Genomic DNA, 15821 nt, shown 5'->3' on the forward strand with positions numbered 1-15821 from the left:
ACGGTGAGGGTCTCACCCTCGGGGAGGGCCCGGACCGCGCGGGGTCGGGGGACGGGTCAGGCGTCGGCGGCGATCAGACTGGCCGGCCGCAGGTCGGTCCACTCCTTCTCGATGAGGTCCAGGCACTCGGCGCGGGGGGCGTCGGCGTGCCGGACGGTCCAGCCGGCGGGGACGTCCAGCCAGGCGGGCCAGAGCGAGTGCTGGTTCTCGTCGTTGACCAGCACGTGGTAGTTCTGGTCCTCGGCCTCGAACGGGTTGGTGCTCATGGGAGTTCGGTTCCTTTCGTGAGGGGTGGTGCGCGGTCCGGTCAGGACCGGCGGTCGGGGTGGAGGGCCCGGTCGACGACGGGGCCGACGGTCTCCAGGGCCTCCGGGGTCATCAGCCGGTCGTGGGTCAGGTCGAGGACGTGCTCGGTGAGCCGCCCCTCCAGGTAGGGCGGCCAGACCTTCGACGGCGCCTCGTCGGCACCGGTGCTCCGGGCCGCGGTGAAGAAGAGGACGTCGCAGCGGACCGGCGCGGTCCGGCTGCGGGCGAGCAGCCGCACGCAGTGCAGGTTGGTGTCCACCACGGCGTTCAGCAGTTCCTCGTCGAAGCCCGCGAGCACGCCCTGGCTGGCCCGGATCGCGGTGACCGCCTGCTCGCGGCTCACCGGTGCCCCGGCGAGGTCGGCGGGGGCGGCGGGAGCGGCGGGGGCGTCCGGGTCCGTCCCGCCGCCGGCGACGCCCAGCAGGAACGCGCTCTCCTCCTCGTGGAGCCGGTCCCGGAAGCGCGGGTCGTCGGCGAACGCCCAGTCCTCGCTCTCCGGCGGGTAGGCGTCCAGCAGCCCCAGGAAGGCGACCTCCTCGCCGCCCTCCTGGAGCAGCGCGGCCATGGCGTGCGCGACGGTGCCGCCGAAGGAGTAGCCGAGCAGGTGGTAGGGGCCGCTCGGCTGCACCTCGCGCAGCTCGGCGAGGTAGCGGGCGGCCAGTTCCCGCACGTCGGCGACATCGGGCAGTTCGCCGCGCAGACCGGGCGACTGGATCCCGTACACCGGCCGCTCGCGGTCCAGGTGGCGCAGCAGGCCCGCGTACTGCCAGGCGAAGCCGGAGGCCGGGTGGACGCAGAACAGCGGTGCCAGGCGCCCGCCGGTCCGCAGCGGCAGGACGGTGCGCAGCGCCTCGCGGCGGGAGTCGGTGCCGATCCGGGCGGCGGCGGCCGCCACCGTGGGCGCGGCCATCAGGGTGGCGACCTGGACGGGGACGTTCAGCTCCTCGCGGATCCGGCCGGCCAGCCGCATGGCCAGCAGCGAGTGCCCGCCGAGGTCGAAGAAGTTGTCGTCCACGCCGACCCGCGGGACGCCGAGGACCTCCGCGAACAGGCGGCACAGCAGGGCCTCCCGGGCGTCGGCGGCGGGGCGCGAGGAGGCCGGTGCGAGGTCGGGGGCGGGCAGCGCGGCCCGGTCGACCTTGCCGTTGACGGTGAGCGGCAGGGAGTCCAGGGCGACGAAGGCGGTGGGCACCATGTACTCGGGCAGGACGGCGGCGAGGGCGGCGCGCAGGCCCTCCGGGTCCCCGCCGACGGTGTAGGCCACCAGCCGGTCGCCGCCGGCCGGGGTGCGGCGCACGACGACCGCCGCCGCCGCGACCCCGTCGAGGTCGAGGAGCGCCGACTCGATCTCCCCCGGTTCGATCCGGTAGCCGCGGATCTTGACCTGCTGGTCGACCCGGCCGAGGTAGTCGACGACGCCGTCGGGGCGCAGCCGGACCTGGTCGCCGGTGCGGTACATCCGGGTGCCGGGGGCGCCGAAGGGGTCGGCGACGAAGCGTTCGGCGGTCTGCGCGAAGCGGTCGTGGTAGCCGCGGGCCAGTCCGGTGCCGGCCAGGTACAGCTCGCCGGGCACGCCGGGGGGCACCGGCCGCAGCGCGGTGTCCAGCACGTAGGCGCGGGTGTTCATGATCGGGCGTCCGACGGTGGCGGTGGGGCTGGAGCCGACGGCGGCGCCGAGGGCGTTGATGGTGTACTCGGTCGGTCCGTAGAGGTTGTAGCCGGTGGTGCCGGGGGTGCGCTCCAGGAGCCGCCAGAGGGACTCCGGCACCGCCTCGCCGCCGAGCAGGACGAGTGCGGGGCGGTGCCGGCCCTCGTCCAGCAGGCCCGCCTCGACGAGCTGCTGGCCGTAGGAGGGGGTGACGTTGACGACGTCGATCCGCTCACGGTCGTAGTGCTCCGTGAGCGCGGCCGGGTCCATCCGCAGCTGCTCGCCGATGACGTGCACCTCGTGGCCGTCGACCAGCCAGAAGAACTCCTCCCAGGACATGTCGAAGGCGAAGGAGACGGTGTGCGCGACCCGCATCCGCCGCCCCCCGGCGGCGGAGACGGCCGGGGCGAAGATCCGCTCGCGGTGGTTGACCAGCATGTTGGTCAGGCCCCGCTGGGGCACCACGACGCCCTTGGGGCGGCCGGTGGAGCCGGAGGTGTGGATGACGTACGCCGGGTGGTCGGGGTGGCGGGGCCGCAGCGGTTCGGCCGGGTCGAGGGCGTGGCCGGGCCGTTCGGCGAGCAGGGCGCGGGTGTCGGGGGCGTCCAGCGCCAGCCGGTCGGGGCCGGGGCCCGCGGGCAGCCGGCCGGCGCTCTCCCCGGCGGTGAGCACCAGGGCGGGCCGGACGTCGTCGATCATCGCGCCGAGCCGGTCGGCCGGGTGGTCGAGGTCGAGCGGCAGGTAGCCGGCGCCGGTCTTGAGGACGGCGAGCAGGGCGACCACGAAGTCGGCGGTGCGCGGCAGGGCGAGGGCGACGAACTGCTCGGCACCGACGCCGCGGGCGATCAGGAGGCGGGCCAGCCGGTTGGCGCGGCCGTCGAGTTCGGCGTAGCCGAGGCGTTCCCCGCCGAAGACGAGCGCGGTGGCGTCCGGGGTGCGGGCGGCCTGCGCGGCGAACAGTTCGATGACCGTGGTGTCCGGCACCGGATGGCCGGTGTCGTCGCCGAGGGAGAGCAGCCGGAGCCGCTCGTCGTCGCCGAGCGTGTCGAGCCGGCCGACGGGGGTGGCGGCGTGGCCGGGCAGGGCGCGGACCAGGGCGGCGAGCCGGTCGGCGACCTGCCGGGCCTCCTCGGCGGTGCGCAGGTCGGGGCGGTACGCGACGTCGAGTTCGAGGGCGCGTTCGGGGGTGACGGCCAGGGTGAGCGGGTAGTGGGTGCCGTCGACGCTGTGCGTCCAGCCGATGTTGTGGCGGGCGGTGGCCTCGGCGCGGGCCGAGTCGTCGAGCGGGGTGTTGCGGAAGACGTAGAGGGTGTCGAAGAGCTGTCCGATGCCGCCGGCATGCTGGATCCGGCCGAGGCCGAGGTGGTGGTGCGGGAGCAGGGCGGCGTGCTCCCGCTGGACCCGCACCAGGAGGTCGCGCAGCGGTTCCCGGGGACGGACGGTGATCCGGAAGGGCAGGGTGTTCATGAACATCCCGATCATCCGGTCGACGTCCGGGATCTCCGGCGGGCGGCCGGAGACGGTCGCCCCGAACACCACGTCGTCACGGCCGGTGAGTCCGGCCAGGGTGAGTGCCCAGGCGGTGCTGAGCACGGTGTTGAGGGTGACTCCGCAGGCGCGGGCGAAGGCGCGCAGCCGGTCGCTGTCGGTCTCGTCGAGGACGACCGGGCAGACCCGGGCGGTCACCGGTTCGCGGGTCGGATCGGCGGGGGCGACCAGGGTGCCCTGGTCGAGGCCGGCCAGGTGGTCGCGCCAGGCCGCGGCGGCGGCCCCGGTGTCGGTACCGGCGACCAGGCGCAGGAACTCGCGGTACGGGGTGACGGGCGGCAGCGCGGCGGGGTCGCCGCCGTGGCGGTAGAGGGTGAAGAGCTCCTCGAAGAAGAGCGACTCGGACCAGCCGTCGGTGAGGATGTGGTGCTGCGTCACGCAGAGCATCCAGCGCTCCGGGGCGAAGCGGATCAACGCGACGCGCAGCAGCGGCGGGGCGGCGAGGTCGAACCGGGTGGCGCTGTCGGCGAGCGAGAACTCCTGGAGCGCGGCGTCCTGTGCGGCGCGGTCGAGGTGCGAGAGGTCGATCTCCTGCCAGGGCAGTTCCCACTGCCCGGGGACGAGCTGGACCGGGCCGTCGAAGCCCTGGTGCCGGAAGCCGGCCCGCAGCTGGGGGTGGCGGCGCAGCAGGGCGTCGAAGGCGCGGCGCAGCGCGGCGGTGTCGACGGCGTGCAGCAGTTCGGTGAAGTTCTGCATCAGGTAGACGTCGAGGGCGCGGTCGTCGTAGACGGCGTGGAAGTACAGGCCCTCCTGGAGCGGGGAGAGCGGCAGGGCCTCCTCCAGACCGGGGCAGAGGTCGGCGGCGAGGGCCCGCTGGGCGTCGGTGAGCGGCAGCGGGTCGGGCAGCGGCGCGCTCTCCCGGGCCCGGCGGCCGGCACAGGCGGCGGCGAGGCGTTCGGGCGTGCGGTGTTCGAAGACCTCGCGCGGGGTGAGGACGAGGGAGTCCTTGCGGGCGCGGGTGACCAGCCGGATGGAGGCGATGCTGTCGCCGCCGAGGACGAAGAAGTCCTCGTCGGCGCCGCAGGTGCCGAGGCCGAGGACCTCCTCGAAGGCGCGGCAGAGCGCGGCCTCGTGCTCGTCGCGCGGCGGGCGGGCGCCGGGTGCGCCGCCGAGGGCGGGGGCGGGCAGCGCGGCGCGGTCGAGCTTGCCGTTGACGGTGAGCGGCAGCGCCTCCAGCCGGACGGCGGCGGCGGGCACCAGGTGGGCGGGGAGGGTGGCGGCGAGGGCGGCGCGGGTCTCCTCCGGCTCGGCGGGGCCGGTGGTGTAGGCGACCAGCCGGCGGATGCCGGGGGCGTCCTCGCGGACCACGACGGCGGCGCCGGTGACGCCGGGCAGGGCGGTGAGGGCGGCCTCGATCTCGCCGGGCTCGATCCGGTGGCCGTGGATCTTGACCTGTTCGTCGGCGCGGCCCAGGTAGTCGAGGCCGCCGTCGGGGCGCCGCCGGGCGAGGTCTCCGGTGCGGTACATCCGGCTGCCGGGCGGGCCGTACGGGTCGGCGGTGAAGCGTTCGGCGGTGAGGCCGGGCCGGCCGAGGTAGCCGCGGGCGAGACCGGGGCCGGCGAGGTGCAGCTCGCCGGGGACGCCGACCGGGGCGGGGCGCAGGGCGGCGTCCAGCACGTGGGCGGTGGTGTTGCCGATCGGCCCGCCCACGGAGGGGAGTTCGGTGTCGGCGAGGTCGGCGGCGAGAGCGTCGACGGTGTACTCGGTGGGGCCGTAGAGGTTGACGGCGCGGACGCCGGCGGCGGCGCGCACGGCGGCCCACTGGGCGGGCGGGACGGCCTCGCCGCCGAGCAGCAGCAGGGCGGGTCGGTGGCGGCCCTCGGCGAGCAGGCCCCAGTCCAGCAGTTGCTGGGCGTAGGTGGGGGTGAGGTCGAGGGCGTCGACGCGGTGGCGGTGGACGTAGTCGGTGACGAACTCGGCGTCGCGCCGTTCGGTCTCGTCGAGGATGTGCAGTTCGTGGCCGGCGATCAGCCAGAACAGCTGTTCCCAGGAGGTGTCGAAGCTGAAGGAGGCGGTGTGCAGGGCGCGCAGCGGGCGGCCCGCGGCGGCGGCCGCCGGGTCGAGCAGAGCGGCGCGGTGGTTGGCCAGGAGGTTGGCGAGGCCGCGGTGGGTGGTGACGACGCCCTTGGGGCGGCCGGTGGAGCCGGAGGTGTGGATGACGTACGCCGGGTGGTCCGGGTGGACGGCCGGCGGGGTGCGGCGGGGCGCGGGCGGGCCGGGGGCGTCGAGCAGGAGGCGGGCCGGGCCGCCGGGCGGCAGCAGTGCTTCGGCGGCGGTGGTGGTGACCAGCCGGACCGGCGCGGCGTCCTCGATCATGTACGCCAGCCGGTCGGCCGGGTGGTCGAGGTCGAGCGGCAGGTAGGCGGCGCCGGCCTTGAGGACGCCCAGGAGGGCGGTCACGGTGGCGGCGGAGCGGGGCACCGCGAGGGCGACCACGGACTCCGGCCCGACCCCCTCGGCGGCCAGCCGGTCGGCCAGCTCCTCGGCGCGGCGGTCGAGTTCGGCGAAGGTCAGACGGTCCTCGCCGGCCGTCACGGCGGGCGCGCCGGGGGTGGCGGCGGCCTGCGCGGCGAAGTGGTCGGCGACGGTGCCGGCGGGGACGGCGGCGGCGGGCCCGCGGGCGGCGTCGAGCAGGGCGAGGCGTTCGCCGGGCGTGGTGGTGGGCAGCAGTCCGACCGGGAGGTCCGGCTCGGCGGCGATCCGGTCGAGCAGGCCGGCCAGCCGTTCGCCGATCCGGGCGACCCGGTCCGGGGTCAGCGCGTCCGGCCGGTACTCCAGGTGCAGCACGGTGCGTTCGCCGAGTTCGACGGCGACGGTGAGCGGGTAGTGGGCGGCGTCGCGGGCGGTGACCCCGGTGACGGCGGCGCCGCCGGCCAGGGCGGGCCGGGCCGCGGGGTCGACCGGGTAGTTCTCCACGACCAGCAGGGTGTCGAATAGTTCGCCGCCGGGGCCCTGCTTCTGGATCTCGTGCAGGCCGAGGTGGTGGTGGGCGAGCAGGGCGTTCTGCTCGGACCGGAAGCGGCGGACCAGGTCCGCGACCGTCTCGCCGGGCCGGGTGTCCAGGCGCACGGGCACGGTGGTGATGAACAGGCCGACCATCGACTCGACGCCGGGCAGTTCCTCGGGGCGGCCGGAGACGGTGAGGCCGAAGACCGCGTCGGTGCGGCCGGTGAGGGAACCGAGCAGGAGGCCCCAGGCGCACTGGAGCAGGGTGCCGGGGGTGGTGCCGAGGCGGCGCGCGGCGGCGGTGAGCGCGGCGGTGCGGCCGGTGTCCAGCTCGACCCGGTGGGCGGCGGGGCGCACCGGTGCCCGGCCGGGCGCGTCCCCGGTGAGCAGGGTGGGGCCGTCGGCGCCGGCGAGCGCGGCGCGCCAGGCGGTGCGGGCGGCGTCCGCGTCCTGGGCCGCGAGCCAGGCCAGGTGGTCGCGGTAGGGGCGGACGGCGGGGAGCGCGGCGTCCGCGCCGTTCGCGTCGTAGAGGGCGAGCAGGTCGCGCACCAGCAGCGGCATCGACCAGCCGTCCACCAGGATGTGGTGGACGGTCACGACGAGCCGGTACGCGGTCCCGCCGGTCCGGGCGAGGACGAGCCGCAGCAGCGGTGGGCGGTGGAGTTCGAAGCGCTCGGCGAGGGCGGCGCGTTCGAGGGCCTCCAGCGCGGCGGGGACGTCGTCGGCGCCGCGCAGGTCGGCCTCGGGGACCGGCAGGGCGAGCGCGGCCGGGACGAACTGCACCGGGCGGGGCATGTTCTCGTGCCAGAAGCCGGCCCGCAGGTTGGCGTGGCGGCGCAGCAGCGCGTCGGCGGCGGCGCCCAGCCGGGCGGGGTCCACCGGCCCGTCGAGCGCGACCGTGACCTGGACGGTGTAGACGTCCTCGGCGTGCTCGTCGTAGCCGGAGAGGAAGAGCATGCCCTGCTGGAGCGGGGTGAGCGGGAGCATGTCCGCGAGACGGTCCTGGGTCACTGCTGGGCCTTCCACATCGATTCGAGCAGGTCGATCTGGGCCTGGTCGAGGTCGAGCAGGTCGAGATCGGAGGGGGTGTGTCCGCCGGTGCCCGGGCCCTGGGCCCAGGCGGCGAGGCCGTCCAGGGCGGTGGTCCAGGCCTCGGCGAGGGCGGTGACGGCGGCGGCGGGCAGCGCCTCGGCCGCCCGGATCCAACGGGCCGTCAGCCGGGGGCCGTCGGGGCCGGGGACGACCCGGACCAGCACCTCCAGCGGGTGCGAGAGAGGTGCGTCCGGTTCGGGGCCGGCGGCGAGCGCGGCCGCCTCGGGGGCGGGGCCCCAGTCGGCGTCCGGGGCGGCGGTGGAGCGTCCGAGGTAGTTCCAGAGGATCTCCGGGCCGCCGGCCGGGAAGAGCCGGGCGGTGGCCGGGTTGAGCCGGCGCAGCAGGCCGGCGCCGATGCCGCCCGCCGGAACGGCGCGCAGGGTCTCCTTGACGGCCTTGAGGGCGTCCCCGGCGTCGCGGGCCCCCGCCGTGGCGGCGGCCGGGTCGGCGGCGCCGAGGTCCAGCCGGACGGGGTGCAGGGCGGTGAGCCAGCCGACGGTGCGGGAGAGGTCGGCGCCCGGCAGCAGTTCCTGTTCGCGGCCGTGCGCCTCCAGGTCGACGGTGACCGACCGGTGTCCGGTGACGGTCGCGCAGGCCACCGCGAGGGCGGTGAGCAGCACGTCGTTGACGGTGCCCCGGACGGCGGCCGGGACGGCGTCGAGCAGCGGCGCGGTGCGGGCGGCGTCCAGGGTGACGGTCAGGTCCCGGGCGGTGGCGGCGGTGTCCCGGCCGGTGTCGGGCGGGAGGCTGCCGAGCGGGCGCCCGTCGGTGCGGGAGGCCGTGAGCCAGTGGGCGAGTTCGGCGGTCCGGCGGGGGCTGTGGGCCTCGGCCGCCAGGTGGGCGGTCCAGGTGCGCAGCGAGGTGGCCACCGGTTCCAGGAGCACGGGGCGGCCGGCGGCGCTCTGCTCCCAGGCGGCGCGCAGGTCGCCCAGCAGGATCTGCCAGGAGACCTCGTCGACCGCCAGGTGGTGGACGGCGAGCAGGAGCCGGCCGGGGCTGCCCGGCCCGGTGTCCAGGTGGACGGCGGAGAGCAGGCGGCCCTGCGCGGGGCGCAGCCGGCCGGTGGCGGCGTCGGACTCGGCGGCGACCAGGGCGTGCAGGGCGGGGCCGTCGAGCCCGGCCGCGTCGACGGTGCGCAGCAGGGCCGCGTCGTCCGGGGTTCCGGGCCGGTCGGCGGGCGCGGCTACGGCGGACGGCGTGCCGGTGGACGGGACGTGCGCGCTCCAGACGCCGGGTGCGGCGACGGTGAGCACCTGGCGCAGCCCGGGATGGGCGGCCAGTACGGCCCGGAGTGCGGCGAGCAGGTCGGCCCGCCGCGCCCCGGCGGGCAGCCGGACCAGCCGGGCCTGGGCGCAGCGGTCCACCGGGCCGCCCCGCTCGGCGAGCCAGTGGGCGATCGGCGGCAGCGGCAGGTCGCCGGTCCCGTCGTCCTGCGGGCCCGGGGCGGCGGTGTCCGGTCCGGGCACGGCCACGGCGGCGAGCGCGGCCGGGGTGGGGTGCTGGAACACCTGGCGGGCGGTGATCGTCAGGCCGGCCCGGCGGGCGAGCGAGACGAGCCGGATGGAGACGATGCTGTCGCCGCCGAGGGTGAAGAAGTTGCCGTCCGGTGGGACGCCGGGCAGGCCGATCGCCTCGGCCATCAGGGCGGCGAGCACGGTGGCGGGGGTGCCGCCCGGGGCCTGCGCCGCGGGGGCGGCCGGTGCCGGGGCCGGTTCGGGGGCGGGGGCGGGCAGCGCGCCGCGGTCGAGCTTGCCGTTGACGGACAGCGGCAGGGCCGGGAGGACCACCAGGTCGGCGGGCAGCATGTACTCCGGCAGCCGCCCGGCGGCGAAGCTCCGCACCTGCGCCGGGTCGGGCCGGGCGCCCGGCGCGGGGACGAGGTAGCCGGCCAGCCGCTGCCGGCCGGGGGTGTCCTCGCGGACCGCCGCGGCCGCGTGGGCGACCCCGGGGGCGGCCGAGAGCGCCGCCTCGATCTCGCCCAGCTCGATCCGCAGACCGCGCAGCTTGACCTGGCCGTCGGTGCGGCCGAGGTACTCCAGCAGGCCGTCCGCGCCGTGCCGGGCGAGGTCCCCGGTGCGGTACATCCGGGAGCCGGGCGGGCCGTACGGGTCGGCGGTGAAGCGTTCGGCGGTGAGGCCGGGCCGGCCGAGGTAGCCCCGGGCGAGCTGGACGCCCGCCAGGTACAGCTCCCCGGGCGCGCCGGGCGGCACCGGCCGCAGCCGCGCGTCCAGGAGCCGGAGCGCGGTGTTCCGGACCGGACGGCCGATCGGCACGCCGTCGCCGCCGGGCCGGCCCGGCCGGTACGTCTCGTAGGTGACGTCGACGGCGGCCTCGGTCGGGCCGTAGAGGTTCTCCAGGACGACCGGCCGACCGGCGGCGGACGCGGTGAACCGCTCGGCGAGCGCGACCGGCAGGGCCTCGCCGCTGCACACCACGAGCCGCAGGGCGGGGCAGTCGGCGATCCGCTCCTCGGCGAGGAAGGCGGCCAGCATGGACGGCACGAAGTGCAGCACGCTGACCCGGTGGCGGCGGATCAGTTCCGCCAGGTGCGCCGGGTCCCGGTGGGCGTCCGGCCCGGCGACGACCAGCGGCACGCCCTGGGCCGGCGGCCAGAACAGTTCCCAGACCGAGACGTCGAACCCGGCCGGGGTCTTGTGCAGGACACGGTCCTCCGGCGTCAGGTGGTAGGCGTCCTGCATCCAGAGCAGCCGGTTGACGATCGCACCGTGGCTGACCAGCACGCCCTTGGGCAGCCCGGTGGAGCCCGAGGTGAAGATCACGTAGGCCGGGTGCGCGGGGCGCAGCGGGCGCAGCCGGTCGGCGTCGGTGACCGGTCCGGCGGGGAGCGCGGCCAGTTCGGCGCGGGTCCCCGGCGCGTCCAGCAGAACGGCCCCGGTGCCGGTGCCGGTGCCGGCGGGCAGCCGGGCGGCCCCGGCGGTGTCGGTGAGCACCAGGACCGGGCGGGCGGCGGTCACCAGGTGGGCGATCCGCTCGGCCGGGTGGTCGAGGTCGAGCGGCAGGTAGGCGCCGCCCGCCCGGACCACCGCGTGCACCGCGACCAGCAGGTCCGCCGAGCGCGGCAGGGCCACGGCGACCACCGCCTCGGGGCCGACGCCCCGGCCGATCAGCAGCCGGGCGAGCCGGTCCACCCGGTCCTCGAAGGCCGGGCGCTCCAGCACGCCGTCCTCCAGCAGCAGGGCGGGGCCCGCCGCCCGGGCGGCGCCCTCGGCGACCAGGTCGGCCAGGGTGCGGCCGTCGGCCGGGCACTCCGTGGGGTCGGCGCCGTGCAGGGCGAGCCCGCGTTCGGCGGGGGTCAGCAGGTCGAGTTCGTCGATCGGGCGCCCGGGGTCGGTGACGGCCGCGCCGATCAGGCGGACCAGCCGGTCCGCGAGGGCACGGGCGGTGGCCGGCTCGAACCGGTCGCGGGCGTAGCGGACACCGCCGAGCACCCGGCCGCCGCCGTCCGGGGCCGCGCCGAAGGCGAACTCCAGGTCGAACTTGGCGCCGCCGGCGTCCACCAGCAGTTCCTCGGCGGGCAGGCCGAACAGCCGGTCCGGGGCGGGCGGGGCCGAGTGGAAGGTCACCATGGTCTGGAACAGCGGGTGCCGGGCCGCCGAGCGGGCGGGCGCCGCCGCTTCCACCACGCGCGGGAACGGTGTGTCCGCCCGGTCGAAGGCGGCGAGGTCCACCGCCCGCACCCGGTCCAGGAGTTCGGCGAAGCCCGGCCGGCCGGAGAGGTCCGCGCGCAGCACCAGGGTGTTCAGGAAGTACCCGACCAGGCCGTCCAGGGAGGGCTCGGAGCGCCCGGAGACCGGGGTGCCGAGCGGGATGTCCTCGCCCGCGCCGTGCCGGTGGAGCAGCGCGGCGACGGCGGCGTGGACCGCCATGAACGGGGTCGCGCCGTGGGCCCGGGCGAGGGCCGCGAGGGCGGCGGCGGTCGGCGCGGGCAGCTCGAACGTCTCGACGGCGCCCCGGTGGGCGGGCGCGGGCGGCCGGGGGCGGTCGGCGGGCAGGGCGATCTCCTCCGGCAGCCCGGCCAGCGCGGTGCGCCAGTACCCGGCGCCGCTGTCCCGGTCCTCGTCGGCCGGCTGCTCGTCCGACGCTGCGAGAGCCGCCTCGTGCAGGGCGAAGTCCGCGTACTGCAGCGGAAGTTCGGCGAACTCCGGGGCGCCGCCGGCCTGCCTCGCCGCGTAGGCGTGCGCCAGATCGGCGAGCAGCGGGCCGGTGGAGGCCTCGTCGCCCGCGATGTGGTGCAGGGCGAGCACCAGGACGTGCTCCTCCCCCGTCGCCCCGCCGGTGCGCAGCAGGGCCGCGCGCAGCGGCGGCTCGGCCGCCAGGTCGAAGGCGGGGGCGACCACCTCGCGGACCGCCGCGGCCGGGTCGGCGCCGGCCGGGAGGTCGGCGACGGTGAACGGGACGGCCGCCGCGGCGGCGTCCAGCACCCGCTGGAAGGGCTCGCCGTCGTGCTCGCCGTAGACGGTCCGCAGGATCTCGTGCCGGGTCACGACGTCGGCGAGCGCGGCCCGGAGCGCGTCCGGGTCCGGGCGGCCCGCCAGGCGCACGGCCAGCGGGATGTGGTAGGCCGCGCCGGAGTCCCGGACCTGGTGCTCCAGCCACATCGTCCGCTGGGCGGCCGAGAGCGGCAGCCGGACGGGCCGCTCGGCCGTCCTGGCCGCCGGCGGGCGCCGGGAGCCGGAGCGGTCGGCCAGCCGGGCGGCGAGGCCCGCGACGGTCGGCGCCTCGAAGACGTCCCGCACAGCGGCGTCCACCCCGAGCAGGGCGCGGATCCGCCCGGCCAGGCGGGTGGCGAGCAGCGAGTGCCCGCCGAGCTCGAAGAAGTCCTGGTCGGTGCCGACCGCGTCGAGGCCGAGCAGCTCGGCCCAGACGCCGCACAGGAGTTCCTCGCGGGCGTCACGGGGCGGCCGGCCGGTGGCGCCGGACGACGGGCCCGGTGCGGGCAGGGCGTCCCGGTCGAGCTTGCCGTTGACCGTCGTGGGCAGGGTGTCCAGCACCACCACGGCGGCGGGGACCAGATAGGCGGGCAGCCGCTCGGCGAGCGCCCGGCGCAGCTGCGCCGGGTCGGCCGTGCCGGTGGCGTAGGCGACCAGGCGGCGCACGCCGGGGGTGTCCTCGCGGACGGCGGCGACGGCTGCGCCGACGCCGTCTAGGGCCGTCAGCGCGGCCTCGACCTCGCCGAGTTCGATCCGGTAGCCGCGCAGCTTGACCTGGCCGTCGGTGCGGCCGAGGTACTCCAGCAGGCCGTCCGGACGCCGCCGGGCGAGGTCTCCGGTGCGGTACATCCGGGAGCCGGGCGGGCCGTACGGGTCGGCGGTGAACCGCTCCGCCGTCAGGGAGGGGCGGTTGAGGTAGCCGCGGGCGAGGTGCGCGCCGGCGAGGTAGAGCTCCCCGGGGACGCCGGGCGGCACCGGTCGCAGCCCCGCGTCCAGGACGTGCGCCCGGGTGTTGTCCAGCGGGCGGCCCACGACGGGCGCCGGGGCGTCGGACACCCGGGCGACCAGGGCGTCGACGGTGGCCTCGGTCGGGCCGTAGTAGTTGACGGTCTCCACCTCCGGGTGGGCGGCCAGGGTGCGCCAGAGCGCGGGCGGCACGGCCTCGCCGCCGAGCAGCAGCAGCGCGGGGCGGGCGGTGGGCTCCAGCAGCCCGCACTCCACGAGCTGCTGGGCGTAGGAGGGGGTGACGTCCAGGGCGTCCACCCCGTGCGCCGCGCAGTAGGCCACCACCGCCTCGGCGTCCCGGCGGGCGGTCTCGTCCAGCACGTGCAGCTCGTGGCCGGCGACCAGCCAGAGCAGCTGCTCCCAGGAGGAGTCGAAGGCGAAGGACGCGGTGTGCAGGGCGCGCACCCGGCGGCCGAGGCGGGCCGCCACCGGGCGGTACAGCTCCCGGTCGTGGTCGTGGTAGAGGTTGGCGAGGCCGCCGTGGTCCAGCACGACGCCCTTGGGACGGCCGGTGGAGCCGGAGGTGTGGATCAGGTAGGCGGCGTGGCGCGGGTCGGTGGGGACGCGCAGCGGTGCGGCGTCCGCGGGCGGGGCGGCGAGGGCCGCCAGCACGGCGGGGTCGTCGAGCACCAGCAGCTCGGGGCCCGTGGACGCTCCTGCTGTGGACGGGGGCGCGGGCAGCCGGGCGGCGGCGGCCCGGGTGGTGAGCACACAGCTCGGGGCCGCGTCCGCGAGCAGGAAGGCCAGCCGCTCGGCGGGGTGGTCCAGATCGAGCGGCAGGAAGGCCGCCCCGGCCTTGAGGACGGCGAGGGTCGCCACCACCGCCTCGGCGGACCGCGGCAGGGCCAGCGCGACGATCCGGTCCGGGCCGACGCCCCGGCCCGCCAGCAGGCGCGCCAGCCGGTCGGCGCGGGAGGCCAGTTCGGCGAAGGTCAGCCGTTCCTCCCCGGCCACCAGGGCGGTCCGGCCGGGGGTGCGGGCCACCCGGGCGTCGAACACCTCGACCACCGAGCCGGCCGGGAGCGCCCGGTCCGTGGCGTTGGCGCCGGCGAGGTCCGCCAGCTCGTCGGCGTCGAGCAGGTCGACGGCGCCGATCCGCAGCGACGGCTCGGCGGTCACCCTGTCCAGCAGCCGGACCAGCCGGCCGGCCAGCGCCTCGATGCTCACGCGGTCGAACAGCGCCGCCGCGTAGCGGATGCCGCCCACGAGGTCCCCGCCGCCCGGCACCCGGCGCAGCACGACGTCCAGGTCGAACTTGGCGACCCCGGGGTCGACCGGGAGCTCCTCGGTGTCCAGCCCGAACAGCCCGGTGGTGTCCGGCGGGTCGGCCTCGTAGGCCACCATGGTCTGGAACAGCGGGTGGCGGGTGGCCGAGCGCACGGGGTTGACGGCCTCGACGACCCGGTCGAAGGACGGCTCGGCGTGCTCCAGCGCCGTCAGGTCGGTGTCCCTGACCCGGGCGAGGAGTTCGGCGAAGGTCGGGTCGCCGGACAGGTCGGCGCGCAGCACCAGGGTGTTGACGAAGAAGCCGACCAGCCCGTCGAGGGCCCGCTCGCCGCCGCGCCCCGCGACCGGCGTGCCGAGCGGGATGTCGTCCCCGGCGCCCAGCCGGTGCAGCAGCGCCGCCACCGCGGCGTGGACCAGCATGAACACGCTGGCGTCGTGGTCACGGGCCACCTCGGCCATGCGGTGCGCGACCGCCACGGGGACCCGGAACGCCACCTCGCCGCCCCGGGTGTCGGCCGCCGCCGGGCGGGGGCGGTCGGTCGGCAGGGGGATCTCCTCCGGCAGTCCGGCCAGCGCGGTGCGCCAGTGCGCCAGCGCCGCGTCCTGCGGAAGAGCCGCCTGGTGGATCGCGAAGTCGGCGTACTGGAGCGGAAGTTCGGCGAACTCCGGGGCACGGCCGGCCAGCCGGGCCGCGTAGGCGTGCTGCAGGTCCGCCAGCAGCGGCGCGACGGACCACTCGTCGCCGGCGATGTGGTGCGCGAGCAGCAGCAGGACCTGCCGGCCGGGCGCGCGCAGCAGGGTGACCCGCAGCGGCGCCTCCCCCGCGAGGTCGAAGCGGTGACCGGCGGCGGCGACGGCCTCGGCGTCCTGCCGCTCCGCCGGGACGTCCCGCACCAGGACGGGAACGACGGCCTCCTCGGCGGTGAGGACGTGCTGGCGGGGCTCGCCGCCGACGGCCGGGAAGACGGTGCGCAGGCTCTCGTGCCGGGCGACGACGTCGGCCACGGCCGCCGTCAGGGCCCCGGCGTCCAGCTCCCCGTGGATCCGGATCGCCAGGGGCAGGTTGTAGGCCGCGCTCGGGCCCTCCAGCTGGTCCAGGAACCAGAGGCTGCGCTGGTTGCTGGAGAGCGGCAGCGGGTCGGGGCGCTCGGCGCGGGCGAGGACGGGGCGGGCCGCGGCGGCGGCGCGCCCGGCGAGGCGGGCGGCCAGGCCGGCCACCGTGGGCGCCTCGAAGACGTCCCGGACGGTGGTCTCCACGCCCAGGGCGGCACGGATCCGCCCGGCCACCCGGGCGGCGAGCAGGGAGTGGCCACCGAGGGCGAAGAAGCCGTCGTCGGCGGTGATGCTCCCGGTGCCCAGGACGTCGGCGAAGACGGCGGCCAGCGCCGTCTCGACCTGGCCCTCGGGAGCACGGCCCTCCCGGTCGGCGGACAGCTCCGGCGCGGGCAGCGCCCGGCGGTCGATCTTGCCGTTCGCCGTCAGCGGGAACGCCTCCAGCGCCATCACCACGGCGGGCACCATGTACGCCGGCAGCACACCCGCCGCACCCTCCCGGGCCGCCTCCGGCTCCGCCGTGCCCGTGACGTAACCGACCAGCT

3 protein-coding genes are annotated in these 15821 nt (G+C 77.4%); all 3 read right to left on the minus strand.

The window, feature by feature from the left end; genetic code table 11:
* Positions 1–56: 56 nt before the first annotated feature.
* The 3 genes from ACFCX4_RS25155 to ACFCX4_RS25165 are packed head-to-tail and all read right to left on the minus strand — an operon-like array spanning position 57 to position 15759.
* Positions 57–266 (minus strand): MbtH family protein, encoded by a 210-nt coding sequence (locus tag ACFCX4_RS25155; RefSeq protein WP_376146465.1) that lies wholly within the window; start codon positions 264–266, stop codon positions 57–59.
* A gap of 41 nt (positions 267–307) precedes the next feature.
* Positions 308–7435: an amino acid adenylation domain-containing protein gene (locus tag ACFCX4_RS25160; protein WP_376146471.1), complete on the minus strand. Its 7128-nt coding sequence runs from the start codon at positions 7433–7435 to the stop codon at positions 308–310.
* A gap of 20 nt (positions 7436–7455) precedes the next feature.
* A complete protein-coding gene (locus ACFCX4_RS25165) occupies positions 7456–15759 on the minus strand; it encodes an amino acid adenylation domain-containing protein (protein ID WP_376146468.1) in 8304 nt (2767 codons plus the stop codon).
* Positions 15760–15821: the final 62 nt, after the last annotated feature.

The sequence above is a fragment of the Kitasatospora sp. NPDC056327 genome, assembly GCF_042261735.1.
In the GTDB taxonomy this organism is placed as follows: Bacteria; Actinomycetota; Actinomycetes; order Streptomycetales; family Streptomycetaceae; genus Kitasatospora.